The 26,485-nt window shown below is 46.8% G+C and carries 25 protein-coding genes and 1 pseudogene; 10 read left to right on the forward strand and 16 right to left on the reverse strand.

What is annotated here, in order from left to right:
- Positions 1–105 precede the first annotated feature (105 nt).
- The 5 genes from IEV29_RS03445 to IEV29_RS03465 all read right to left on the reverse strand — a co-directional run bounded on the left by IEV29_RS03445 (position 106) and on the right by IEV29_RS03465 (position 6,752).
- Positions 106–3,276 (reverse strand): efflux RND transporter permease subunit, encoded by a 3,171-nt coding sequence (locus tag IEV29_RS03445; RefSeq protein WP_188379864.1) that lies wholly within the window; start codon positions 3,274–3,276, stop codon positions 106–108.
- A 9-nt stretch (positions 3,277–3,285) separates the two neighbouring features.
- Positions 3,286–4,596 carry an efflux RND transporter periplasmic adaptor subunit gene (locus tag IEV29_RS03450; protein WP_188379865.1) on the reverse strand — a complete coding sequence of 437 codons (1,311 nt, stop codon included), beginning with the start codon at positions 4,594–4,596 and terminating at the stop codon, positions 3,286–3,288.
- Positions 4,597–4,598: 2 nt separating this feature from the next.
- On the reverse strand, positions 4,599–5,903 hold the full coding sequence (locus tag IEV29_RS03455; protein ID WP_188379866.1) for a TolC family protein: 1,305 nt from the start codon (positions 5,901–5,903) through the stop codon (positions 4,599–4,601).
- 74 nt (positions 5,904–5,977) lie between these two features.
- The gene (locus tag IEV29_RS03460; RefSeq protein ID WP_188379867.1) at positions 5,978–6,337 is read right to left on the reverse strand and encodes a hypothetical protein; all 360 of its coding nucleotides are present in this window, start codon (positions 6,335–6,337) and stop codon (positions 5,978–5,980) included.
- Positions 6,338–6,440: 103 nt separating this feature from the next.
- Entirely contained in the window at positions 6,441–6,752 is a 312-nt protein-coding gene (locus IEV29_RS03465; RefSeq protein WP_188379868.1) for a DUF4148 domain-containing protein, read from the reverse strand.
- A 205-nt stretch (positions 6,753–6,957) separates the two neighbouring features.
- On the opposite strand from IEV29_RS03465, the gene IEV29_RS03470 reads away from it, so the two are divergent.
- From IEV29_RS03470 to istB, 7 genes are all read left to right on the forward strand, one after another.
- Positions 6,958–7,629: a heavy metal response regulator transcription factor gene (locus IEV29_RS03470; RefSeq protein WP_188379869.1), complete on the forward strand. Its 672-nt coding sequence runs from the start codon at positions 6,958–6,960 to the stop codon at positions 7,627–7,629.
- Positions 7,626–9,032: a heavy metal sensor histidine kinase gene (locus IEV29_RS03475; RefSeq protein WP_188379870.1), complete on the forward strand. Its 1,407-nt coding sequence runs from the start codon at positions 7,626–7,628 to the stop codon at positions 9,030–9,032. Before IEV29_RS03470 ends, IEV29_RS03475 begins: the two co-directional genes overlap by 4 nt.
- A 119-nt stretch (positions 9,033–9,151) precedes the next feature.
- Positions 9,152–9,535 (forward strand): hypothetical protein, encoded by a 384-nt coding sequence (locus IEV29_RS03480; RefSeq protein WP_188379871.1) that lies wholly within the window; start codon positions 9,152–9,154, stop codon positions 9,533–9,535.
- Positions 9,536–9,711: 176 nt separating this feature from the next.
- The gene (locus IEV29_RS03485) at positions 9,712–10,698 is read left to right on the forward strand and encodes a glycosyltransferase family 2 protein (RefSeq protein ID WP_188379872.1); all 987 of its coding nucleotides are present in this window, start codon (positions 9,712–9,714) and stop codon (positions 10,696–10,698) included.
- Positions 10,699–10,836: 138 nt separating this feature from the next.
- Entirely contained in the window at positions 10,837–12,471 is a 1,635-nt protein-coding gene (locus IEV29_RS03490; RefSeq protein ID WP_188381052.1) for a phosphoethanolamine transferase, read from the forward strand.
- Positions 12,472–12,553: 82 nt separating this feature from the next.
- Positions 12,554–13,465: a cation diffusion facilitator family transporter gene (locus tag IEV29_RS03495; protein WP_188379873.1), complete on the forward strand. Its 912-nt coding sequence runs from the start codon at positions 12,554–12,556 to the stop codon at positions 13,463–13,465.
- A gap of 576 nt (positions 13,466–14,041) precedes the next feature.
- Positions 14,042–14,749 carry an IS21-like element helper ATPase IstB gene (gene istB, locus IEV29_RS03500; RefSeq protein WP_229726205.1) on the forward strand — a complete coding sequence of 236 codons (708 nt, stop codon included), beginning with the start codon at positions 14,042–14,044 and terminating at the stop codon, positions 14,747–14,749.
- 30 nt (positions 14,750–14,779) lie between these two features.
- Here the strand turns inward: istB and arsH are convergent, their stop codons facing one another.
- The 9 genes and pseudogenes from arsH to IEV29_RS03540 all read right to left on the reverse strand — a co-directional run bounded on the left by arsH (position 14,780) and on the right by IEV29_RS03540 (position 20,498).
- Positions 14,780–15,472, reverse strand: a complete 693-nt coding sequence (arsH, locus tag IEV29_RS16110; protein ID WP_268234301.1) for an arsenical resistance protein ArsH — start codon at positions 15,470–15,472, stop codon at positions 14,780–14,782.
- Positions 15,473–15,583: 111 nt separating this feature from the next.
- Positions 15,584–15,916: pseudogene (gene arsC, locus IEV29_RS16115) on the reverse strand (arsenate reductase (glutaredoxin)); the annotation flags it as partial.
- A gap of 42 nt (positions 15,917–15,958) precedes the next feature.
- Complete coding sequence (locus IEV29_RS03510; protein WP_188379876.1) at positions 15,959–17,245, reverse strand: arsenic transporter; 1,287 nt, start codon at positions 17,243–17,245, stop codon at positions 15,959–15,961.
- Between the two features lie 61 nt (positions 17,246–17,306).
- The gene (locus IEV29_RS03515) at positions 17,307–17,819 is read right to left on the reverse strand and encodes an arsenate reductase ArsC (protein WP_188379877.1); all 513 of its coding nucleotides are present in this window, start codon (positions 17,817–17,819) and stop codon (positions 17,307–17,309) included.
- Positions 17,820–17,851: 32 nt separating this feature from the next.
- Positions 17,852–18,187 (reverse strand): ArsR/SmtB family transcription factor, encoded by a 336-nt coding sequence (locus IEV29_RS03520; RefSeq protein WP_188379878.1) that lies wholly within the window; start codon positions 18,185–18,187, stop codon positions 17,852–17,854.
- Positions 18,188–18,260: 73 nt separating this feature from the next.
- Positions 18,261–18,662, reverse strand: a complete 402-nt coding sequence (locus IEV29_RS03525) for a hypothetical protein (RefSeq protein WP_373868080.1) — start codon at positions 18,660–18,662, stop codon at positions 18,261–18,263.
- 111 nt (positions 18,663–18,773) lie between these two features.
- On the reverse strand, positions 18,774–19,148 hold the full coding sequence (locus IEV29_RS03530; RefSeq protein WP_373868081.1) for a DMT family transporter: 375 nt from the start codon (positions 19,146–19,148) through the stop codon (positions 18,774–18,776).
- Entirely contained in the window at positions 19,120–20,103 is a 984-nt protein-coding gene (locus tag IEV29_RS03535) for an arsenic resistance protein (protein WP_373868082.1), read from the reverse strand. Before IEV29_RS03535 ends, IEV29_RS03530 begins: the two co-directional genes overlap by 29 nt.
- 14 nt (positions 20,104–20,117) lie before the next feature.
- Entirely contained in the window at positions 20,118–20,498 is a 381-nt protein-coding gene (locus IEV29_RS03540; RefSeq protein ID WP_188379880.1) for a winged helix-turn-helix domain-containing protein, read from the reverse strand.
- Here IEV29_RS03540 and IEV29_RS03545 point away from each other — a divergent pair.
- The 3 genes from IEV29_RS03545 to IEV29_RS03555 all read left to right on the forward strand — a co-directional run bounded on the left by IEV29_RS03545 (position 20,470) and on the right by IEV29_RS03555 (position 23,460).
- Positions 20,470–21,381, forward strand: a complete 912-nt coding sequence (locus tag IEV29_RS03545; protein ID WP_188379881.1) for a sulfite exporter TauE/SafE family protein — start codon at positions 20,470–20,472, stop codon at positions 21,379–21,381. The genes IEV29_RS03540 and IEV29_RS03545 overlap by 29 nt on opposite strands.
- Positions 21,382–21,446: 65 nt before the next feature.
- Entirely contained in the window at positions 21,447–22,607 is a 1,161-nt protein-coding gene (locus IEV29_RS03550) for a hypothetical protein (RefSeq protein ID WP_188379882.1), read from the forward strand.
- A 199-nt stretch (positions 22,608–22,806) separates the two neighbouring features.
- The gene (locus IEV29_RS03555; protein ID WP_188379883.1) at positions 22,807–23,460 is read left to right on the forward strand and encodes a hypothetical protein; all 654 of its coding nucleotides are present in this window, start codon (positions 22,807–22,809) and stop codon (positions 23,458–23,460) included.
- Between the two features lie 521 nt (positions 23,461–23,981).
- Here IEV29_RS03555 and IEV29_RS03560 read toward each other — a convergent pair.
- Positions 23,982–25,457, reverse strand: coding sequence for a hypothetical protein (locus IEV29_RS03560; protein ID WP_188379884.1), 1,476 nt, complete (start codon positions 25,455–25,457; stop codon positions 23,982–23,984).
- 17 nt (positions 25,458–25,474) lie between these two features.
- The gene (locus tag IEV29_RS03565; protein WP_188379885.1) at positions 25,475–26,476 is read right to left on the reverse strand and encodes an ATP-binding protein; all 1,002 of its coding nucleotides are present in this window, start codon (positions 26,474–26,476) and stop codon (positions 25,475–25,477) included.
- Positions 26,477–26,485: the final 9 nt, after the last annotated feature.

Raw genomic sequence — 26,485 nt, forward strand, 5'->3', positions numbered from 1 at the left:
TTCAATGCTCAGTTAAGAGCTTGATTAAACAATTACTGAGATTCGTATTAATCAATATCTGAATGAAAAACAGCGATAGGCCTTGAAGGCCTATCGCTGTCAAAATCAAACTATAGAGTTCTTAGTCTCAGCTGCAGAGTTATCGAGCTCCTCCTCTTTGCGATACGCAAGTTGATAAAGCATCGGCAAAACGAGCAGGGTTAAAGCGGTAGACGAAAGAATCCCACCAATAACAACCGTCGCTAATGGACGCTGTACCTCAGCACCAGTTCCTGTGGCGATCGCCATTGGCACAAATCCGAGTGATGCAACCAAAGCTGTCATGAGGACCGGACGTAGACGTGTCAAAGCGCCTTCATGAATGGCTTCCATCAGCGGCTTTCCTTCTTCCCGAAGATGGCGGATGAAGGAGATCATCACCAAGCCATTCAGCACCGCCACACCACATAGCGCGATAAAACCTACGCCGGCAGAGATCGACAGCGGGATACCACGCAGCCAAAGCGCCACAATTCCGCCGGTAAGTGCAAATGGAATGCCAGTAAATACAAGAAGGCCATCCTTCATGTTGTTAAACATGACGAAAAGAAGCATGAAAACGAGTGCCAATGAAATAGGAACCACAATCTGCAAACGTTTAGCTGCAGACAGAAGATTTTCAAATTGACCGCCCCATGCCGTCCAGTAACCTGTAGGCACTTTCACCTGTTCATTAATTGCTTGCTCAGCATCTGACACGAACGAACCTAGATCACGTCCACGGACATTTGCGCTAACCACAATTCTGCGCTTTCCATCTTCTCGACTAACCTGATTCGGACCTGGCTTCACCTCTAAGGTCGCAAGCTCACTCAATGGAACGTAAGCAGGTGCGACACTATTCGGTGCTCGAGGCAACTGAATAGGAAGATTGCCAAGCGTGTCCATATTTCCGCGTAGGTTCTCAGGCAAACGAACCACGATATTGAACCGACGATCGCCTTGGAAAATCAGACCCGCCTCACGCCCACCAATCGCGATGTTAATCGCGTCCTGAATATCGCCAACATTTAGCCCATAACGCGAAGCCTTGTTGCGATCGACATTTACACTCAAGACAGGCAAACCTGTCGTTTGCTCGACTTTGACTTCGGAGGCACCTTGAATGGTATTAAGCACCGTAGCAACTTTGTTGGCTGTATCGTTCAGCACATCCATGTCATCGCCAAAGATCTTGACCGCAACATCACTACGAACACCAGAGATCAACTCATTGAATCGCAGTTGAATAGGTTGAGAAAACTCGTAGTTATTACCGGGTAACTTCGCGAGCTCCTCTTGAATGTCAGCCAATAACTCTCCACGTGTTCTCTTCGGCTTTGGCCAATCTGCGTCTGGCTTTAGCATGATATAGCCATCTGAGATATTCGGCGGCATTGGGTCAGATGCAATTTCAGCCGTGCCCGTACGAGCAAAGACACGCTCCACTTCAGGAAATTTCGCGATTATGGTTTTCTCAAGTTGCTTTTGCATCTCAAGAGACTGCGTCAAGCTCGTACTAGGTACGCGGAGAGCTTGTACCGCAATATCCCCTTCATTGAGACTAGGCACGAACTCACTTCCCATTCGCGTCGCCATAAAGCCTGTAAGAAGAATCGCTGCAATAGCGAAGGTTCCGACCACCGGCTTGTTATCCATCACCCAATCAAGAATCGGCTCATATCGCTTCTTAGCAAAGGACATGATGCGATTTTCCTTTTCTTCTACACGTCCCGTGATGAACAACGCAACTGCTGCAGGAATAAAGGTGACCGACAAAATCATTGCACCAATCAGAGCAATGACCACTGTGTACGCCATCGGATGGAACATCTTCCCTTCGACACCAGTAAGCGCGAAGATCGGCAGATAAACAACCATAATAATTAACTGACCGAAGATCAGAGGACGTCGTGCTTCTTGCGCTGCTGCAAACACTTCCTCGAAACGTTCGGATCTGGTCAGCAATCGCCCTCGCTCTTGCTGAGCGTGCGCAAGTCGTCTGATACAGTTTTCGACGATCACAACCGCACCGTCGATGATGATGCCGAAATCAAGTGCACCAAGACTCATTAGGTTTGCACTTACTTGATTGGTTACCATGCCAGTGAACGTGAACAGCATTGCAAGTGGAATGACCATTGCAGTAATAAGTGCCGCGCGAATATTCCCGAGGAATAGGAACAAAATCACGATGACGAGCAACGCACCTTCCGTCAGATTCTTCTTGACGGTATTAATTGCCTTATCAACGAGCACAGTTCTGTCATAGACAGGAATTGCCTTTACACCTTCAGGCAAGGTTGTGTTGATGGTTTTGAGACGTGCCGCAGCAGCTTGTGACACGGTGCGGCTATTCTCGCCAATCAGCATGAATACCGTACCCAGAACGACTTCACGTCCGTTGTCAGTTGCAGCGCCCGTACGAAGCTCACGTCCAATCGTAGTTTCGCCAATATCGCGTATCCGCACCGGCACACCGCCGACATTAGTAACAATAATGTCATTAATGTCTTCAATAGATTGCGCTTGGCCAGGAGCACGAACAAGGTACTGCTCGCCATTTTTTTCGATATATCCCGCACCAACGTTGTTATTGTTACGCTCAAGTGCCGTCAGAATGTCTTGAAGATTCAAACCATAAGAAGACAATTTGGAAGGATTGGGGGCAACCTGATATTCCTTTGCAAATCCACCGATACTATTAATTTCGGTGACACCAGGAACGGTACGCATCTGCGGTTTAATGATCCAATCCTGAATCTCACGCAAATCGGTCGGTGTGTATGCCGTGCCATCTGGCTTTTTGGCCCCCTCCTCTGCCTCCACGGTCCACAGGTAAATTTCACCTAGGCCAGTAGAAATTGGTCCCATTTCCGACGAAATTCCAGGCGGGAGATCATCCTTTGCACTCTGCAGTCGCTCATTAACAAGCTGGCGTGCAAAGTAAATGTCCGTGCCGTCTTTAAAGACAACCGTAACCTGTGAAAGACCATAACGAGAGATAGAACGGACCTGCTGCAGATGAGGCAGTCCCGCCATCGTTACTTCAATAGGATATGTCGCACGTTGCTCGACTTCCAGAGGCGAAAAGCCAGGAGCTTGTGTATTGATCTGAACCTGTACATTTGTAATATCAGGTACAGCATCGATTGCTAAACGTTGATAGTTGTAAATACCAAGAGCCGCCATGGCCATGACTACGGCAATAACTAACCATCGGTGATCAATTGATGCACGAAGAATGCGTTCAAACATGACATTCTCCTAGTGTGCGTGTTCGGCAGTAGACTTGCCGAGTTCGGATTTCAGGATGAATGCACCTTTTGATGCATAGACAGTTCCAGCTTCGAGACCTTTCTTGATCTCGGTATGTTTTCCATCAGTGCGCCCCGTTTCCACAGGTGTCGCTTTGAAGCCATCAGGAGTACGAACGAAAACAACAGTCCGTTCTTCCACGCTTTGAATTGCATCGGACGTTACCGTGACAGGCACCTTCGTTTCGCTCGAAACGATATCTACATTTACGAATAGACCTGGACGCCAAGACAACTTCGGATTTTGCAATGTGACGCGTGCTGTCGCCGTTCTGGTTTGTTCTCCAAGTAAGGAGCCAACATAAGAGACTTTACCCATCACCTCAGATTCGAAGGATGTAGCCCTGACCTTCACCGACATGCCGACAAGAACTGAATTCAGCTCTTTTGCAGGTACCGCGATTTCCGCCCATACATTAGACAAATCCGAAAGCGTCATGACGTTCGTACTTGCAGTTACGGCCTCTCCCATAGAAAGATGTCGCTCGACGAGCATGCCATCGAACGGAGCGCGAAGTTCAAAGCGATTCATTGCAGTCGATCCGTTTGTATCTGCACCGATAGCAATCAGCTTCTGGCTCGCATTTTGTGCTGCGATCATAGCCTCTTGATAAACTTGTTCTGCCTGCAAATAGTCCTGTTGCGCAGAGATTTTTTCTTCCCAAAGTTTTTTCTCACGCTCGTAGGTAATCTTGGCGAGAGCTAGACGCTTTTGTGCGCCACGTGCCTCACTACGCATTTCAGAGACGCTTGTGCTGGCGATAGTCGCCAGCAGCTGCCCTTTCTTAACCTGCTGCCCAAGCTCTGCGTAAACGTTCTCTACGACACCATCTACTCTAGGAACAATATGCGCAGTACGATCTTGATTGAATCGGATTTCGCCAGGCAGTGTTAACTTCGATTCCAGAATGGCTTCACCGGTTTTTTCTGTTTCTACTCCCGATAACTTCATCGCCTCTTCAGTTATTGAAACAGCATCTGCCTCCGCTTCCTCGGCAGAATGGTCATCACCATCTGAGTCCGAATGACCATGACCGTCATCTTTTCCATCGCTTGATTTTGCGTGGTTGTCTCCATCGCCTGCTTTATGTTCTTTTTCCGACTTGGACTTGCTATCTTTTCCTTCGTCTTCAGAATGCTGATGAGCATCTTCCTTATTTGATTTTGAATCTGATGTTCCGGTAGTGAAGTAGACAAGAGCAGCAAGCGCGATAGTCGCAAGGATGATGCCGATAATGGCGAATTTCTGATTCTGTTTCATGATTATTTCCTGTCCCCGATAGCTTGAGATTGGGCGAGTGGTGTCATTTGTGGACCGATCATGGTTTCAATCTCAGATACGGCACGTTGCACTTCACTGAGCGCTTGGATGTATTGAATGCGAGTCGAGAACAATGTTCGTTGCGCATCCAGTACTTCAAGAAAACTAAACTTCCCTAATTCAAATCCAGTTGTTGTCGCATTCAATGCACTTTGAGCGCTTGGGAGAATTTCAGATCGAATATCTTTAGCCTGATTTAAGGCCGTCTTTAAGCGTTGATGCGCTTGCGCAAGTTCACTACGCATACGCACTTCAGTATCGAATTGCTCGTCACGCGCCTTGTCGGCACGACGTTGGGCTTCTAAGATCCCACCCTGATTTCGATCAAATATAGGGATATTTATTGCCAGTCCGACCACGCCAATATTGCTGCGCGCTGCAGAATCTTTTTGAACGCCACCACTTATGGTGATGTCCGGATAACGCTTCGTTTCCGCTAGCTTTACAACCGCATCTGTGCGGCGCACCTCTAATCGCGACCGCGTAAATTGAGGAGAATCATTAAGCAAGTCATTAAGATTATTCAGATCTGGCAACAGCGGAAGTAAATCAAGATTGCCTCGCACCTCTACAAAATTTGGGGTTGGATTTCCCCATAAAGCCGCAAGACGACGCCGTGCATTATTTAAATCTGAAGAGGCTTGATCCAACTCGATCTTGGCGGCTGAAACAGCAACGCGTGCACGCGTTTCTTCAACAGGCGATATCTTGCCGGCGAGTACACGTTTGCTCGCAACGTCCAGACCTCTAGTGGCCAATTTCATTGAGTCGTTGGCTAACCGTAGTCGCTCTTGTGCTGTCAGAACCTCATTGAAAGTTTGACTGACTGTGCCAAAAACCTCTGCAATCCGAATGGAAAGTTCAGCGTCTGCCACATCGCGTGCACGCTCCGCGCTCTCAATCCGAGCACCACGCTTTCCCCCAAGCTCGAACGGCTGACCAATCGTGTAAGTCGTAGTACGCGTTGCAGGTCGTGTATCTTCCACATCCATAGAAATCTGTGGATTTTGAAAAACGCCGGCCTGAATACGCGCAGCGGCAACCGCTTCAAGCTCTCTTCTTGCAATTGCAAGGCTTGGATTGGCTTCTATGGCCAAATTCTTGGCCTGCTCCAACGTTAAGGCTGACGCTTGTTCATTTTGTGAAATGACAACAGCAGGCGCAGTCTGTACGACATTGTTCTGAGCAAATAACGGATTGAGGTGTAGTAATGCCGCCAATCCAAGCGGCAGGACAAGACGTCCCATCGAATTCTCCTGTGAAGACAGTTATGAATCCGGCGAGACTGGCAGGTCTTAAAGAGGAATCTCTCTAAGGTTGATCAGCTCGCCGCCGTAAAGGCGGCACTCCACTTAGGTCGTTCTAAGGAAGATTGGAGCGATTGAATATGAAAAATTGTTTCAGTAGACGGAGAGTCATTGAAACTTAAGAGTGGAAGCGACTGTGACGTGATAGGCACAGAAAGGAATCCGGCATGGCTATGATAGCCACAATCTGGATCCACTTTAGCTTTAGTGGATTTAGAGTCACCTGATTCAGATGACTTGTGAACATGGTCATGATGTCCAAAATGCTGAGAAGCAGAACCTTCTTCATGCGAGCAATAGTTACCAGCCGCCGCCCAAACCATCTGGAGAGGCAGAAAGCAAATAATGCTGATGATAAAAAGTTTGCGCAACATGGCCAAGATTCTACGACGAAAAATTTAATTTGTGGTTTGTTCTGCCCAGAATTTCAAATGCCGACCTGTAAAGTCGGCATTTTTGCGTCAATTTAGCGATAGCTTAACCGCGATAAAATCTCTCAAGCTCTTTTTTCTCACCATTATTAAGGCTCTGTTTCAGTTCCTGTTTAACTTGTTCGCGCGATTTCGATTGTGGCTTTTGTACCTTCATTGGGTAATTGCTGTCATTTGAAGACAGCATCCCATGCTGGCGAGCCTCGTTCAACTCTTGCTTCACCTCTGCACGCGTTTTCTGTTGTTCCGCTTTAGGAATAACTGGAAAATTATCTACACTCCCCGCCTGCGCGAGAGGCGCCATTGAGACGACGGATGCGGCCAGTACAGCAAGAATAGCTTTCGATTTGGCTTTCATGGTTCACTCCTAGTTAGTCTTTTAGGCGCTTGTTCTGGGCCTTTTCAGAGCGATACATACTGCTTGGTCTCTTTGAAGCTATGTATCGTTAGAAGTGATTCTAAGAAGCGGATGCCGACGTCAACATGACACGACGATTACAACTTTGTAATGAAACTTTGGTCGTAATGAGGTGAAATACGTTTTTCTACAAATGAGATGAATTATGCGCATTCTTCTAGTTGAAGACGAACATAAAGCTGGCGAGTATCTTCGCAAAGGGCTTATGGAGGCCGGATTCATTGTTGATTGGGCGAAAAATGGAGTGGATGGGTTGCATGAGGCCCAACACTCAGAACACGATCTCATCGTGCTTGACGTCATGTTGCCAGGATTAGACGGATGGCAAGTTCTTGGCGAGCTAAGAAAGACCAAGGACACGCCAGTTTTGTTCTTAACCGCCCGTGATGATGTGCATGATCGCGTAAAGGGACTTGAACTAGGTGCGGATGACTACCTAATCAAACCTTTTTCGTTCATGGAGTTGATCGCACGAATACGAACCCTGTTAAAGCGCGGACCATCAAGAGAATCTGAGCATATTGCGATCGCAGACGTTCAAATTGATCTTCTAAAACGCCGCGTCACACGTGGCATAGACCGTATTGATTTAACGGCAAAAGAATTTTCTTTATTGGTTCTGTTGGCGAAACGGCCAGGTGAGGTGTTGTCTCGAACATTGATCGCTTCTCAAGTCTGGGACATGAATTTTGATAGTGACACCAATGTAGTGGATGTCGCCATTAGAAGACTTCGTGCAAAGTTGGATGACCCCTACCCTCTGAAACTGATTCATACAGCACGAGGCATTGGCTATGTGTTGGAGGAGAAAGAATGACCTCCCTAAGAAGGCAATCGCTCACAACCAAACTTGGCATTTTATTTGCCTTGGTCGCGATCGTTACCTTTGCTGGCGTAGGTACCTATCTTTACAAATCACTCTCTGTAAAACTCGAATGGCGCGATGACCAGGAATTAATCGGGAAAATCTCTGTAATGCGGCACCTCGCAGCAGAAAAAGACTCAATCGCCGATATTCAACGAGACCCTCATTCTTTTAGGGATGCCGCAGCCAGTCACGATAACTTGATCCTTCTTCTTAAGAATCAAACTGGTGCCGTTGTACTGCACATGAATGAGGAACAAGGTGGTGTTCCAACCATCCCGCTCATCCCGCTTAATAGCGAGGTTAATGAAAACTCAATCAAGATGATCGATACCACAGCTGGCCTAACTGCCCGTGCCATCGGCGCTCAAGGAAGGACTAGGAACGGTGACATCGTTGAATTAATCGTGGCGCGCACCACCTCGGATCGCATGCGACTATTGAAGTCGTATTACATCGAAGTTTGGCTCGCCTCCATTTGTGGAACGCTCATAGCGGCCCTATCAGGCTTTATCCTTGCTCGACGTAGCTTGCTACCGATTCGAAGCATGGCGAATAAAGCTAAATCAATTACAGCGCATCGTTTGGATACGCATCTAGATACGTCATCAGTTCCGCAGGAACTCTCTGAACTAGTGCTCGCATTTAATGAAATGATGGATCGCCTAAATGGCAGCTTTCAGCGATTGAATCAGTTTTCTGCGGACCTTGCGCATGATTTCCGAACACCGCTAAATAATTTGATGCTGCAGACTCAAGTTGCGTTATCTAAGGCGAGAAGTGTAGAAGACTATCAAGCGTTACTAGATTCAAATATCGAGGAGTATGAACGGCTGTCTCACATGGTCGACAACATGCTTTTCCTTGCTCGTGCAGAAAACACACATATCGTACTTAAGAAAAAGAGTCTCTCTTGTGATGAAGAATTGAGCAAAATCGCAGAGTATTTTGAAGGTATTGCGGATGAGGCTGGACTATCTATCGAAATACACGCTACGGGAAACATATATGCAGACCCAATTCTGCTGCGCCGTGCCATGCATAACTTGGTAGCAAATGCCATAAAACACGCTTCCGCTAATTCTGTCATTCAAATCATGACCGTCACAGAGAATAATCAAACAATTCTCAAAGTTAAAAATCAAGGAAATGCCATAGCAGCGGATCATATCGAACATCTTTTTGATCGCTTTTATCGTGTTGATTCAGCGCGCTCAAACGCTGCAACCTCAACCGGACTTGGGCTAGCAATTGTGCGCTCCATTATGAATTTACATAATGGCAGCGTAAAAGTCAGTTGCTCACACGACGGCATCACGTCCTTCGACCTATGCTTTCCAAAAGAAGGCGATTGAAAGTTATCGAGAATGCAATGCATTGAGAACGATTTTTATTAAATAGAAATTGTAATCAAATATTTGGTGTATTCTTCGCCTATTCGTACCTCCCAGTAATCTGTCGGACAACGCAGCTCATGACCAAATTGGTCTCCAAATTTCTTATCCTTCCCCTCGCATTCGTTTTTTTGTTTATGACGAATGTGAGTATTTGGGATGAGCATTCAAATTGGCTGCTCAAAGAATTGGAACAGCATTCGCACGTTGAACAGCAAGAATGGGCGGATGAATACATAGTGCTTCACGATATTGAATCCGTGGCGAAACCGCAAGTTCACGATTCACTATCCATAGAACACGAGCTACTACATGCGGCCAGTCACCTCCCACTTTATTGGGGGGAAGAAGCATTTGATTTTCGTTTGCCGCTAGCAGAGTCAAAAAAGCACGTCTTGTATTCAACAGTCGTCGCTTTCACCTCTACTAAACCTCCTCTCCGCCCTCCTCGCATCACCATCTAATTCGAGCCGCGTGTAATTCACTTACCGCGCTGGAATTCCTCTCGCATAGTCAATTCGATCGTTAAACCACGATTCGGATTCTTAATTACATCAATCTGTAATGACCTAACAAAAATGGCATTGTTTCATTCGAAACATGCATGTCAGTGGTCATGCTCAGAACATGAGAAGTCACGATGGAAACCGAATATCCAGTTCAGGTTGCGGACATAGTCTCTGCACGAAAAATTAGCGTTGTTGTCCCGCTATACAACGAAGAAGTAATGATCACCCCGTTTCATACACGTCTAAAAAAAGCTTTAGACAGCTCACCTTGGAACTGGGAAGTAATTTATGTCAATGATGGCAGTACTGATCGATCAAGATTGATCCTGGAAGGTATCCGTAACAACGCAACAAACGTCGGTGTGGCGAGCTTTACTCGTAACTTTGGTAAAGAAGAAGCGATGAGTGCCGGATTAAAACTGGCAACAGGAGATGCCGTCGTCATTATTGATGTGGACTTACAGGATCCTCCTGAGCTCATCTCTGCCATGGCATACGCATGGGCAAGCGGTGCTGATATTGTCAATATGAAACGATTGGAGCGTCACGGTGAATCTTGGATGAAGAAGGCCACGGCGCATATCTTCTACCGCCTGATTAATCGTATAAGCGATGTTCCTGTTCCTGCAGACGTTGGAGATTTCAGATTACTGAGTCGTAGAGCTGTTGATGCGATTAATTCTCTGGAAGAAAGAAATCGCTTTATGAAAGGTCTGTTTGCCTGGGTTGGGTATCACTCAGTCACACTGGAATACAACCGAGAACCAAGATTTGCCGGCACGTCTAAATGGAAATACTGGCGCTTATGGAATTTTGCCCTCGAAGGTATTACAGGCTTTTCTATCGCGCCCTTAAAAATATCAAGTTACGTTGGGGTGATGTGCGCGGGTATGGCGTTCTTATATGCCGCCTACTTTTTTTTGAAAACATTGATTATTGGAGATGATGTAAAGGGATTTCCGACATTGATTGTGACAGTAATGATTCTTGGTGGATTGCAGTTGATGGCCATTGGAATAATTGGTGAATACCTTGGACGACTTTTTATAGAGAGTAAGAGACGTCCACTCTATTTGCTCGAAAACTATCGAGCGCCATTGCAAGACCATAAAAAATAGCTGGTCCCAATTCATCAATTTGTCGGAGCTGATCGAGAAGCTGCTCATCTAGTAGCGGATAGCATTTTTTATCCGTATTAGAGAAGCAAGCCAAATCGTATCAGTCATATATCAATGCTCAAACGCATGCATCCACGTATGGCGTCGTGGTTAAACACGCCCATTGGCTTAATTGTCGTTATTAGCATTTGGCTCGCGACGATCGCAAATTTTCCGTTATGGAGAACGCTCACGCTGATGCCGGATAACCATGGAAGTCAATACTGGATTTTCATTTTTTCATTCTCCATCATCATCGCATCGCTTAACGCAATTGCATTAGGAGTGCTGGCATGGGGAGTTTTTCTTAAGCCAGTGCTTGCTCTAAGTACTGTTGCTGCAGGATTTGGCGGTTACTTCATGTTGACATATGGGATTGTGATTGACACTGGGATGATCAGAAATGTAATCCAAACCGATGTCCGTGAAGTTAAGGATCTCCTAGACATTCGATTGCCAATAACATTGCTATTGCTGTCTGGTCCACCGCTCGTGATCATCTGGTTTGCAAATATCAGACCAAGAACGATAAAACTCGCATTACTCCAACAAATCGGAATCATCTTAGGAGCGCTAGCGCTGTTAGTTGCTGTTCTGCTTATGGCATACCAGCCATTCTCCTCGACTATGCGAAACCATCCACAGGTGCGCTATTTGATCAACCCACTTAATTCGTTTTATGCCCTCACGAAATTGGGCGTAGAACCATTGATTAATAGTCCCAAGGAATTCAAGACGTTGGGAGAGGACGTAAGGCTATCTGAGCTGAAGAAAGAAGAACAGCCACCTATAATGATTCTCATCGTCGGTGAAACTGTGCGCGCCCAAAATTTGTCGTTAAACAGTTATCAACGAACAACGACTCCGCTACTCTCTCAGGAGAAAAATCTGTTCTCTGCAGAAAATGCATGGTCTTGCGGCACCAGCACTGCAGAGTCGATTCCATGCATGTTCTCCAATCTTGGACGTGAAGGCTACTTGAGTCGTAAAGCAGATTATGAAAATCTTCTAGACGTTATTCAACGTGCGGGCATGGCTGTCCTATGGTTAGATAATCAATCGGGATGCAAAGGGGTATGCGAGCGCATTCCTACCCAGCAGGCGATCCCCAATCCATCATCTAAATTTTGCACACAAGACGGAACATGCCAGGACTCTTTCATGCTTGAAAATTTGAAAGAGCGTATAGATACACTTCCAGCTGATCGACGAAAGCACGGAATCGTCCTTGTGATGCATCAAATGGGAAGTCACGGACCAGCCTACTTTAAGCGTTCTATGCCTGAGCGCAAGAAATTTCTTCCCGAGTGCAAATCCGCCAACTTACAGTCGTGTAGCAGAGAGTCTGTCATGAACGCATATGACAACAGCATTCTCGAGACCGATTACTTTCTGAAAAACGTGATTAAGTGGCTAGACACGACTTACAAAGATCGGGCCACTAGCATGATGTATGTTTCAGACCATGGCGAATCATTAGGTGAAGGAAATATCTACTTACATGGGCTTCCTTATGTATTCGCACCTGAAACTCAGAAAAAAATTCCTTGGATCCTCTGGATGTCTGACAAGATGCAAGACCAGACAGGTGCATCTATTGCTTGCCTAAATCAAAGAAAGGAAGACGCTTTGATATCGCATGACAATTACTTTCATACTGTGATCGGAATGCTCAATGCACAAACGCATACCTATCGTAGAGAACTTGATCTTCTCAGCGCATGCAGGCAATGACATATGAAGCATTACAGTGTTTGAAAGAAGTGCCTTAGAAAGAACTTTTAGCCCGATAGAAAACTCTCTTTAGAGGTTTGAAATGAATGATCACGACGGACAATCTCACGCAGGACATTCTCATGGTAGCAATGCGAATGAAAGTAAAGTACTAATCGCATTCGTCATTACCTTTAGTTTCATGGTGGTGGAAGCGGTAGGCGGCGCCATTTCAGGCTCCTTGGCGCTCATCGCAGATGCTGGCCATATGCTTACCGATGCCATGTCACTCGCTTTGGCTTACGGTGCTTTTAGACTAGGAAGAAAACCTGCTGATATCAAACGTACCTTTGGTTACGGAAGATTTGAAGTTATCGCAGGATTTTTAAACGCGCTCACGCTCTTCATCATTTTCTTTTGGATCGTTTACGAAGCAGTGAAGCGATTTACTGAACCGAAAGAAATTCTCACTGGACCAATGTTTATCGTAGCGTCTATTGGCTTAGTCGTTAACATAGCGGTCTATTGGTATTTGACACGTGGAGATAGCGAGCACGTAAATATTAAAGGCGCTGCATTACACGTTATGGGAGACTTGCTTGGTTCCATTGGAGCGATTGCCGCCTCAATTGCCATTTACTTTACTGGCTGGACACCTATTGATCCACTCTTGTCGGTATTCGTCTCGTTACTGATTTTGAATAGTGCATGGAGGCTGCTGAAGAATTCTCTTCATATATTGCTTGAAGGTGCTCCTAGCGGATTAAGTGCATCCATCATTGAGACTCACATATTGGAAACAATACCAACAGTCGCAAAGGTTAAACATGTGCATATATGGTCTCTGACATCTGGAAGTACCTTGGCAACGATGCATATAGCATTAAAGCCAGCTGCTGATCCTCGATCTACTGTCAAATCAGTCGAACAAGAGCTCGATAAGAAGTTCGGAATTCAACACGCGACAATCGCAATTGACTGGGATGATGTGGATAGCCAATGCGCTGTGCAATAGATCTCTTACGCGATAAATAGATCCATCTGAATATGTTTCGTTTTCCTGACTTATGCATCACGATGAGGCGGCTCATAGTTTTTATCATGACGTTTGCCGTTCTTTTCACGACAAACGTAAGCATTTGGGACAAAGACTCTCGCTGGCTAACTAAAGAGTTAGGCGGAATCGCCTATCTTGAAGATTCTGCGCATAACTCCAAACCTTCTTTACGTAACGGTAATTACAAGGCGGTTGAACATGAGCTTCTACATGCAGCTAGCCATATGTCGTTATTTTTGATTGAAGAGTTTAGTCTTCATAACGAGCCCCACGGCCGTTCTATTCAATATAGTGGCTACGCTATTCACGCACTCTCTTCCTCGCCCCCTCCGCCCTTCCGACCACCAAGAGTTTTGTTCATCTGACTCCACACGGGGACATCCTTCACGATGTCTCCGTATCAGATTTCACGCAACTCATCCTGCTTATGGTGACTTGTGCGATCGCGCAAATTTTCATCATGCAAGGTCAGCAAGATCTTGCATGCCTATCTGCGAATAGACGAACTTTATGGTCGAAATTGGAAATCCAACAATGCATGAGATGCCATTCGAGCAGCGTGTCCGCAACATGGTGGATCATGAAACGACTGTACGGGAAAACAAACGCCTGCAGATACTCTTAAAAAAGGCAAAACTTCCACTAACCACTTCAATCGAAGATATTGATTATCGATCGCCACGTGGATTAGACAAGGCCTTGATGCTCTCGCTATCCACTTTGGATTGGGTGCGGAAGCAGCATAATTTAGTAATCACAGGGCCAACCGGTACGGGTAAGACTTGGTTAGCGTGTGCGCTGGCCAATTATGCATGCCGACTGGGGTTGTCTAGCCAATTTTATCGCGTTCCCATATTGATGGAATCACTGCTTTCTGCAAGAGCGTCAGGATCTTTCAGTTTGCGACTTGAGCAGCTCAATAAGATTGATTTGCTGATACTAGATGACTGGGGGATTGAGCCTTTATCGAAAAGAGCCCAAAACGATTTGCTGGAGCTGGTCGATAAACGTTTGGGTATGAGGTCAATGATCATTACCAGCCAATTTCCGATAAGTCATTGGCATGATGAGCTGGATAATAAAACGGTCGCGGATGCAATCATGGATCGGATTGCTCATAGCTCTTATCTCCTTGAGCTAAGCGGAGAATCTCTTAGAAGAAACAAAAGCGTGAACACGAAGAAAACGAGATCTTCAAAGTACTGTCGTAATCATACTGATCTGCCAGTTCCTCTTGAGTGAGGGGGAACTGGCGATCCGGTATTAGATGGCTTATATCGATGCTTGATTAACGCGCTTACTTAGCTCTTCAGCACTTTCTTTGCGCTCGCTGTAACGGTCAACTAGGTAATCGGCAACATCTCGCGTCATTAAAGTAAATTTGAACAGTTCTTCCATCACATCAACGATACGATCGTAGTAAGCGGATGGCTTCATCCGGCCAGCATCGTCAAACTCCAGAAACGCTTTAGCCACAGAAGATTGATTCGGGATCGTGATCATACGCATCCAGCGCCCCAAGATTCGCATTTGATTGACGGCATTGAAAGACTGAGATCCGCCAGAGACCTGCATGACGGCAAGTGTCTTTCCTTGAGTTGGCCTCACGGCTCCGATTGAAAGTGGAATCCAGTCGATCTGCGCTTTGAGAATGCCGGTCATAGCACCATGACGCTCTGGCGAGCACCAGACCATGCCTTCTGCCCATTGTGCCAAATCTCGTAGCTCCTGCACTTTTGGATGAGATTCGGTTTCGCTATCAGGTAATGGCAAGCCTCTCGGATCAAAAATCCTGACCTCACCCCCCATCGTTTCGAGTAGTCGGGCTGCTTCCATTGTTACCAGACGGCTAAAAGAACGTTCACGGACAGATCCATACAACAACAGGAACCGAGGCCGATGACTTGCTCTTGTTTGTGCCAACAAGTCGGTTTCCTGTGGTTGCCGGAAAAGCTCCTGCGAGATATTCGGAAGTCCATCTGTTGAATGCGCAACGCGCTGCCCTTGATCGTTAATGACAAGTTCACCGTCTTCCTTGATGAATGCTTTGGCTGGAGAAGGAGGCAAGATGTCCAGCACCAACTCAGACGGTCGGCATAGCCGTGTGCCGATCGGCGTAATGACGAACGGGCGATTGATCAAAATCGGATGCGCCATCATTGCATCCAGTAATGCGTCATCGTCGATCTCTAGGTTATCTAGGCCCAGCTCTGCATACGGCGTACCTTTTTGGCGCAGCGCATTTCGAACAGATAACCCCGCTTTCTTGATCATTAAGCGTAGTTCGTCCCGCGCAGGCGGGCTAGTCAAGTACTCAACGACCTCAGGTTCGATACCGACATGTCGGATGAGTGCCAACGTATTTCTTGATGTCCCGCAATCAGGGTTGTGAAATATCTTCACGTGCATATTTTTACCGTTTCTAATGTGGAATTCTAGATAAGTGCATCTTTAGATGCTGAGCCTTATGGCCAATGCACAGAGCGTGATGAAAAGTACTGGCAAGGTCAGCACTGCACCGACTCGGAAATAGTAGCCCCACGTAATTTTGATGCCTTTGGTCGATAGCACATGCAACCAAAGCAGGGTCGCCAAGCTACCTATCGGCGTGATCTTAGGACCCAAATCACTACCAATGACATTGGCGTAGATCATTGCATCGCGTACCACACCTTCAGCATTGCTGGCATCAATCGAAAGCGCACCGATGAGTACTGTCGGCATGTTATTCATGATCGAAGACAGTATCGCGGTCAGGAGGCCTGTTCCCAGCGCCGCACCCCATACGCCGTAATGCGCAAATTCGTTCAGCAGATTAGCGAGATAATCTGTCAGGCCTGCATTGCGTAAGCCATAAACGACCAGATACATTCCCAAAGAGAAGAAAACGATCTGCCAGGGCGCATCCCGAATGACAGCGCGTGTCGAGATCACATGTCCCTTCCCAGCTACCAGCAAGAGAATCAGAGCACCGACTCCGGCAACGACACTGATTGGCACGCCGATCGCATCCTCAAGCCAGAAGAAACCGATCAACAACAGACCTAGCACCCACCAACCGGCTGTGAATGTCGCGTAATCTTGAATGGCACTGCTAGGCTCTTTGACATCGCTAATTGCATAGCTGGCAGGAATATCGCGCTTGAAGTACCAATACAGCACAAGCAAAGTTGCGCCGACCGAGATGACATTCACCGGCACCATGACAGCCGCGTATTGCGCAAATCCGATGCCGAAATAATCTGCCGAGACGATGTTCACTAGATTGGAGACGACAAGCGGCAGGCTGGCTGTGTCCGCAATGAATCCAGCTGCCATCACAAATGCCAGCGTGGCACGTCCTGAGAATTTCAAGGCAAGCAGCATCGCAATGACGATGGGCGTCAGTATCAGAGCGGCACCATCGTTCGCAAACAAGGCCGCGACAACTGCACCAAGTAAGACCAGCAATACAAACAGCTTGCGACCGCTGCCGCTGCCCCATCGCGCTACGTGCAAGGCTGCCCACTCAAAGAATCCTGCCTTGTCGAGCAGCAGGCTAATGATGATGATGGCGATGAAAGTGGCCGTCGCGTTCCAGACGATGTTCCATACGACTGGAATATCCGAAAGTTGAATTACCCCAAGTACCAACGCTGCTAAGGCACCGCCTATTGCGCTCCAGCCGATGCCGAGCCCTTTGGGTTGCCATATAACGAGGGTAAGCGTGATGAGAAAAACCAGAAAAGCGGTAAGCACGGAACGTCCTTGGTGACTGGAAGATAGAAGATAAAAATGGGGCGATGTGCGCCCCTTGTTGCTATGAGTGCTTCGAGCCGATCGCGTCCATCTCGTGCTTGATCGCTGTTTTTTCGAGCTGGTGAATCGGCAGATTGTTAAGCAGATTGATACGCGAAACGATCTGCTTCGCGACCTTGGAGAACACCGCACGCTTTTCTTCGTCGCTACCGACAGCCGCTGCTGGATCTTCAAAGCCCCAGTGAGCAGACACAGGATGGCCAGGCCAGATCGGGCAGACTTCACCAGCAGCGTTGTCGCAGACGGTAATAATGAAATCCATCTGCGGCGCATCAGCAGCCGCAAACTCATCCCAGCTCTTGCTGCGCAGGTTCGTAATCGGGTAGCCGGTGTCTGCGATCTGTTCGATCGCGAATGGATTGACGGTTCCTCCTGGATGACTACCAGCGCTGAAGCCACGGAAGCGTCCTTTACCGATCGAGGTCAAAAAAGCTTCAGCCATGATGCTGCGGGCAGAGTTGCCTGTGCAGAGAAACAGCACGTTGTATGTCTTTGTGGCGTCTGTATTGCTCATAAAAGTATCCTTGATTGAAATTGGTTTGGAGCTCAAGACTGACTTGCAGACTCAGTGGTGCATGTCGACCCAGGTGTACATACATTGCCGCCACAGCAGTTCTCTGTGAGGAAGCCGATCACGCCATTCATGGTCTGAAAATTTGCTGAATAAATAACAAATCTGCCCTCGTTACGGGAGGAGATGAGTCCAGCATGGGTCAGTTCTTTGAGATGGAACGACATCGATGAAGGCGGTATTGATAAGTGATCGCCGATCTTGGTAGCGGCCATGCCTTCCGGCCCGCATTGAACCAGAACACGAAAAATCCCAAGACGTGATTCCTGAGCTAGGGCAGATAGCGCTGCAATGACCTGTGAATCTTTCATCAAACTATCCTTCATTTCCATAATTCCACATTTCAATAATAATTGAATTATATGACAAAACGATGACCGTTTTTTATTTTGAGAGCGATGCGCGGTAAGCATGGCGATTCGCCTGCGCATCGTAAAGTGCATGATGCTCCGGCAATTTAGAGTTTTTGAAAAAATCGTAAAGCATGAGTTCGACGATTTCGTTACTCACTAATTTGTAGTGACACCATGGTGGTACGCGGTAATCCAGCACATCACAAAACAAATCCCAATCGGTCTGGTAATCCACGCAGATATACACATCCTCTTTGTCTCGACGCACAATCTCTAACCATTTGATGATCTCTAAATGTAGATTGGGGCGCGAATAGTAGGCATGCGGAATTTTGCGTAACAGAGGGATCACTCCTTCCCGAACGAAGGCAGAGCACGCATGATCGGAGTACGGCACTTCTGCGTAGAAATCTTCACCGTACTCGGAAGCCATACCCAAGCTAATAAGTTGAGGGTCCAGAAAGTCGGTGAATTCCGTATCTATGAATACATTCATAATTTTTGATGCCTATGACACTGATAATGACTGATTCAATGTGCTTGTTTAATGACGTTCATGAGATACCAATTTCAGTCCGACTATGCCAGCTAGAATCAGGCCGAAACAGACGACTCTTAGAAAACTTTTATCTTCACCCAAAGCAACGATGCCATAGATAGCTGTGCCAATAGCGCCGATGCCAACCCACACCGCGTAAGCTGTTCCAACCGGTATAGAACGTGTCGCAAGGGAGAGAAGATACATGCTCAAGCCAATGAACACCGCGCAAAATAGACTAGGCCAAAGTTTCGTAAATCCATCGGTTCTAGGCATTGCAGCCGCATAGAAAATTTCGCAAATTCCGGCGAGTACTAGATAAAACCATCCCATTAAGTAATCCTTCCAACGATTAAATATCTGCTCTTTTTCCTTGTCCATCCCCCCATGTTGCAATCACGCGTACATACACCAGCTCGCTAACCAGCTCCACAAGCGTTTGCGTCACGATGATCGCGGGTAGGACGGGAATTGCGCCAGGCACGGCTAATGCAAGTGGTAATACCACCAACGAGTTTCGGGTAGCAGCGCTGAAGGCAATCGATCTAGAAGACGAAACCTCGAGCTTTGCCCGCCGCGCTACCCACCAACCAATAAGGGGAGAAATAACTGCATAGGCAACGTAAACTGGTAAAACTTGCCAAACCGCTTCCATTGCTGGCCCAAGCTGCGGTAGCACGGCGACAATCACAATGAACAGTACTAGGGCAGTGGCTGGAACAGGCGTCAGACCTAGGACATCTGCTATATATTTTCCAGAATCTCTTTTCTTGGCAAAAAGTTGTGTGACTCCAGCAAGCAAAAGCGGAACTGCAATTAACCAGACGAATGCATGGAGAAATGGGCCTACTTCGACGTAACTTCCCACATCGCTGCCGAGCATTAAACTTAGATAGGCAGGCAACATCACCATTTGGACAATGAGTAATATTGGCGTGGAGGCCAATAGTAATCGCGCATCAGCACGTCCCAAATGGGCAAATGTGACCACGTAATCAATGCATGGAGCCAGCAGCACCAGCATTACTCCCAAGCGAAGCATCGGATCTTCCAAGAAAAAACCGACCAAAGCGAAGACGAGTAGCGGAATCAGTAAAAAATTTGCGATAAGCAGTGTAATTAAGAAGCGAACTTGCTTGAGAGCCTGACCAAGTTCCGCTAAAGGCACTTGTAAAAATGTGACGAAGAGCATGAATGCCAACGCAGGGTTAATTGCGCTCTCTGCTGCAGTCGTACCAGTGAGCAGTACTGCAACCGCTGCGGCCACTATAACTGCCGTGAAATAGATGAGGATTTGATTCTTCTCAAGGGCATCCCGCAATTTTCCAATATTCATCATTTCGCCATTGATTAGCGGCTAACTTTATCGTTCAGTAGTTGTTCGAACATCGGCAAATATTTGCCGATTGCATCGGCGGCATCGCTTTGTGCAGCGCGATACAGATCAAGAACCTTGTGACCCGTAGGAGTAAGACTTGCACCACCACGAGCAGCACCACCGCGCTTTTTCTCCACAAGTGGCTCAACAAAGTGTTCGTTCATCGCTTTGACAAGCGTCCACACATGCTGATAGCTCATGCCCATCTCTCTGCCTGCGGCTGCCAGTGAGCCAGTCGTAGCGATCCATTCTAAAACATCAGCTTTACCAGGTCCTATAGCAATTCCATGATCAATCGATACCCTGAATTTGGGATGGGGCTGTTTGAGGTCTGTTTCCAATTCTGTCTTCATATTTGGCATTGGTTCTGGTTATACTTCGATATATAAATTATTTTATATCGGAATTTCTCAGATGTCATCGCTCTTTCCTGACCGCCCACATGGATCAAATCATGCTCAGAACGCATTTCTTATTTTCACTGCCGGTGCAGCGGTGGGAGCATTGGGCGGATTAATTGGGTTGGGTGGTGCCGAATTTAGGCTGCCATTACTTATCGGTTTATTCGGTTTCGCAGCCATCTCTGCAGTCATGCTAAACAAAACAATCAGTTTGGTAGTGGTGTCTTCAGCGTTGATATTCCGCGCAGGAGCAGTGCCGTTCGATTTGTTAATGACGAATTGGATGACCGTCGCAAATGTCTTATGCGGCAGTTTGATAGGCGCGTGGATGGGCGCTAGTTGGGCAGTCAAGATGAAAAACCGCACGCTCTATCAGACTTTGGCAGTCATGTTGGTCTTGATAGCGTTGGTCCTGCTTTTTGGGCACCAAGCAGCAACCACTCAGCCATTGTTCAAAGGCGCAGCACTGATAGTTGCGGGCATCATCGCTGGATTCGGGATCGGTGTTGTTGCGGCCATTATGGGTGTGGCTGGGGGTGAGTTGCTAATCCCTATGCTCATTTTGCTATTCGGAGTGGATATAAAGCTAGCTGGCAGTCTTTCACTGGCGATCAGTCTACCTACGATGCTCGTAGCATTTTTCCGCTTCAGCAAAGATGCTGCATTTAGCATCATCAAAGAAAACAAAGCGTTCGTGGCATACATGGCTGCTGGCTCGTTGGTTGGAACTGCCATTGGAGGGCATTTGGTAGGCGTCGTACCTAACGGCGTGTTGCTACCACTGCTGGCGGCTATTCTGCTTATTTCGTCAGTGAAGGTTTGGAAGCATCACTGAGCATGAGAGCTATCGATGGTAGTCAGATGTAATCTGAAGTTAAACCGCAAAGATATAATGCGCGAATGGATCGTCCAGGCAATTTTTCTGAAAAAACCAAGCGTGCTGTCGCCGCCCGCTCTGGATGGCATTGCTCTTTTGCCGAATGTGGAAGACTGACTGTAGGGCCTAGCGAAGAAGCCCCCGATGCATCTGCGAACATTGGTGAAGCAGCACATATTTGCGCGGCGTCTCCAGGCGGACGTCGTTACGATCCCAAAATGACACATGAACAACGGAGCGATATAAATAATGCGATGTGGCTTTGTGTGCTTCATGCAAGGCTCATTGATCGTGATGAAGCGACCTTTAGTGTAGAGAACCTTCATACCATGAAGGAAGCACATGAGGCTAGTTGCGCTAGAGCGATCAGTAGTGGATCAGGCGTGGCATTTGGAAGCGGATTATTTGCAATCGGCCCAAATATTGTATGCACGGGAGTTTTCACACGCATTGAGGCTACTCAATGGACTTTGCAACTGACGCACTTTCTATCAGGTGATATTCATCAGGTGGCGTCTTACATCAGCGAGTTCGGAGATGCGTCTGCTGATCATAAATATATTCTCAGCAATGAACTTGGTGACGGCCGCATTCTCAGCGCACCACCAAGTTTGATCAAGGATGCCACGGGCATCAGTTTATTGTGTCCGGTTGAGTCCAATTTCCCGCGTTCAGATGTCCAAAAGATCGGAAGCAGTCTTGCGATCAGTGCTGAGACTAACGATTTGTATCTCGATGAACGAGGCAGTATTGCGCGTGTCTCTGGGCTGGATTACTTGCCTCAACTCATACGGCAAAACTTGTCAATTCAGGTAGGTGAAAGCGTTTTTGATCCAAGCTTTGGCATGCGCATTTTTGAGTATTTTTCGGAATACAGTGGTTCGCCGTGGTTGGCATTATTGTTCAAGCTCGATATGGTTCGCCAAGCCTCTATACCTTTCTTTAATACATATCAGGAGCAGCGTAATACGCCTCTACGATGTGTAACTCGCGTCCATAGCTTTGAAATCTTGGCCAGCGCACCTACTGATAATAGACTCCCAATTCATGTTGATTGCGAGATCAAAGGCCTAGGTCGGTGGAAAAAAGAAATGTCTATCTACATGCCTACGGCTGAGCAGATGGAAGAGCGTAAGAAGATACTAGCTGTAAGGCCACCATCCTTCGCACGCAAAAAAACCTAGCGGATCTTTGCATATCGCAAACTTAGCCTCCTCCTTCCACAGGAAATTCCGATTATTCGCATCTGTACAGATTGATTACCTTCACCCTTTGTGCACTACCTACGCGAATAAGTGGCTATTTTGAAATGCGGATGGATGGCTACTTTCGAATGCGAATACATGGCTAACTTCATGCGAATACTCACTATGTGCAGAAAAGTTGGTCGAAGGTTCTAGTTGGGAACTGAACCATACCTTGTGGTCTGTTCTGCGTCACAAAAGCTCCGTAGAAAAATATGCCCACGAATGGCTTCACCAGCTAGTAGGAAATATTCAGTCTTTAACATTTGGTACAAGAAATGACATTCGTCTGAGAGGTGACCGCCACTTCCTTGGTGCACTTGAGCGACGGGCCAGCCTCGACAGCTTGACAGCACTAACAATCATCTTGCTTCTAAATCATGAGCGTGGTGACTATGAACAAGTGTGGGAATGCTCGAAAAGCATATTCCGAGTCTTGCTAATCATAGGACATGAATTTAACGAACGAGGTATTAGTGCGAGAGTATTTGGGCTTTATCGCGAACGAGTTTTTAATCTCGCTCGCTTCAATGGTCGTCGCATGTATCTCGAAGAGTTTAATTATCCTGTTCTAGCAGGAGCGTTTCACGAGTTATCAGAACATTTACGACAACGAAGTTTCCACTTACGAGATAGAAAAATGGCTTGCGACTATGCTATGCAAATTTTGAATGGACAAAGAATTCAATCTTCCAAAAAATTCTTTGAGCCGCTGATCGGACCGGATTTGGATATTGGGCCACCGTCTCCAGAAAATCTTGATCTTTATAACAAATGTAAATGGCAAGTTTGAAATGCGAACAGGCGGCAGGTTTGAAATGCGGATGGGTGGCAATTTACATGCGAATACTCAATGGCTCAGTCGTTTCTGTCGAATGGGGAATAATTCCCCCCAAGATTCATGTCTTAATGAAGATGGCTCGAAAAGCTAAATCTCTATAGCTACACAGGCCATCGGACAAGTTTGAATACTAAGTTTCGAAATCTAAAGTATGACCGCTAGGCTAGGTAACTAGCTTTGCCTTCATATTTGCAGTTTCTTGAATGAACGACATACATTGTGAGATAGAGCATTCCAAAGTAGGACTCGAAATGAAAGGCGACCAGTTGGTCGCCTTTTACCTTTGTTTAATGTCTTCTTTTGGCTGATAGCAAACATACTCTCGCGCATCAGTGGCGATGTTGATGCGATCTATCACATGAACCCGTAAAGTCTCACCTGAGAACCCGTAAAGTCTCACCTGAAGCCTAGCTCCAGGTTGCGCTATGCAGTTCGATTATGTGTAAAGCGACACTATGGCTCGCTTTAGCGCGTTATTTACTTCTTTTCTTTTTGATCCATCTGACCAGACTCAATCCCTCGTTTTGATTAACAAGGCGGATCATATCGTTGAAAAGGTTAGCGTCATTCGGAGGCGTATAGGGGTCGATCTCCTCTAGCCATGCAGAAATTTCTACAATAGCTGAATCAACTTCAAATTCTGCAGCCGCTTGCAGCAAAGGGGTCAACGCTGATGAATAATTCCATTTGCTACAAGGCCATACATCAGGCACCCGCTTAAAGATAAATTGCGGATGTGGCACATTTGCGTATTCAAGATGATGGATAAGACCTGCGTAGTGCAGCGGATATGACGATTGAACGAAATCCACTATCTCTTTAGATGCACGTGTGCTCGATAGGACATTTGTACGCGCGCCCCATCGCAACTCCAGTTCTTTATCAACGACTTGATATGGGCACCTGTTGTTCCAATGGGGCCAACCTCCCGTACTGATCCAGCGATCAGTCGAAGAGACTAATTCTTTCCCCCAAAAGCACTGACACACCCCGTGTTGCTCTCGGAGAGCGCTTCGTGCCTGACGCATCTTGAGAACATAAGGCGGTGGAACACTCTCATATCCGGTTACTCTTTTGTAGAAATCAAAGATTGTCCAAAACGGTGTACCTGCACTGAGGCGCCGTAACTCGCTCTTTACTTCGTCTGAGAAATGCCGGATGTCGACATCCCATATCACTTCGCTTTGTTTGACGAGCATATCGAGTATGGATGGCATTGGCTCCAGCCATTGTAATTGCCCAAGATCGTATAGCTCTTTTGGGAGTGAGGGATTGTCCCAACTAGTGATGAAAGAAAAAGAGCTGGCTGCCTTGCGAGCATAGTCGGTCCACATTTGGAGCAACGAGATGTAATCGTTTTCCCTTTCTTGCTGCATCACCATGTCGCCGTCGTCAGTGAGAGGCCACCCCTGACAATTTGACTGCAGTAATTTAGCTAAAGTATGCGCCCTCATCTGCGCCTTTGTAGTCCCCTTTCGATCGGTTGGGACCAAGTCCAGCGTTGTCAGATGAATTGGACAACGCTGGATCCAAGGAAGCTCATGAAGGTAGCTATGGTAACCAAGAGCGATACAGTGGCGGCAATACCTTACATGGTCTGTGGAAAGTACTTCGCAGTAACTAGATAATCGGATTGATATCGAAGGGATAAAAAGCGCTTGGACCGATGCGATGTCTTCTCGAATTAAGTTAGCAATACGTTCAAAATCAGCTTGTTGCAATCCGCCTTCTTTACCCACTTTATATCCAAAAAAGTTCTCAAAGTCTTTCAATGTGAGTTTGTTTAATGCGCAAAATGACGCAGTAAATGACAAAGTAGACTCATGGTTGCGAAGCCTACCTCGCCACCAATTGAGAGGTGGATAGGTCGAACTGGTGCGGTCTACATTTTCAGCAATCCTATGTCTAGAAATTGCTCCCGGACCCGCAAGAGCTGTCGTCTGATCCATCGCAATCTCCTCGTCCGTCATGCTGCGCGAGTAATAGCTTGCATGTGTGCCGAAAATCCTCGTTCGGAAATAACCTGAAGCCATGACTCATAATTCGTCACCTCTTCCCACTCATGTCCGTTTGCCAATCGCCATAATATTTCTTCGACTGACAGCGCCACGTGTTTCATTGGAATTTCTATTTCGATTTTTTTTGAAGTAAAAAAATTGCGCACATCCTCAGGAATAAGATCTTCAAATGCCTGCCACGCAACTTCTGCACACTGCGCTAACCGATGCCCGCGTTTAAAGTCTTTCTCTGCAAAATAGTGCAAGTAGGACTTGCCTGATCCCTTGGGCCATTCGGACTCCTGATCATAGCCTTCGAGTACAAAACGGAATTCATCTAGTCCACGTAAACCATGAAACTTGGAATGCAAGACGAAGAATCTTGCAGCAATATGGATATTGCCGGACTTGGCCAAGTAATCATGCTGATAGCCAATTTGTTGTGTGCCTACCGAGAACACGCTGAGACGGTACCCTGCATGATCTAAGGAGTTCTGTAATCCTAAAAGCCAATGCCACTCACGTAAGGTGACATCTTGAGCCTCATCGATGAGTAATACAACGTAGTTGCTATTCGCAGCTTTCGCTAAAGAAATCATCCTCTCGCGAAATAGCGCTCGCAGAGTCGCCCGGTTTCCGTTTTTGCTTACGCCGGCAAAACAGAAACGTGAGCTGATTAAAAGCTCCTTCCAGAACCATGTTTCGCTGACTTGCATATCTGGAAGGCGTATCCAGGTTACAAGCGGAATTGAACATTTAAAGCGTTCTTCAAGTGCAGCATGCACATACCATTTCACGCCACGAGATTTGCCAAAACGCGATGGTCCAAAGATGTACCCCCCAGACTCCATGCATTGGACCCATTCCCCGATCGTATCGATCAACTCACTGATTGGTGGCGTGTAGACCGCGTATTCCTGCGTGGCAATCGGATGATCTGACTCAATATGGGAGGGCCGAGTAAAACGCATGACGGACTC

Source organism: Oxalicibacterium faecigallinarum, assembly GCF_014635705.1.
GTDB classification, from domain to species: domain Bacteria; phylum Pseudomonadota; class Gammaproteobacteria; order Burkholderiales; family Burkholderiaceae_D; genus Oxalicibacterium; species Oxalicibacterium faecigallinarum.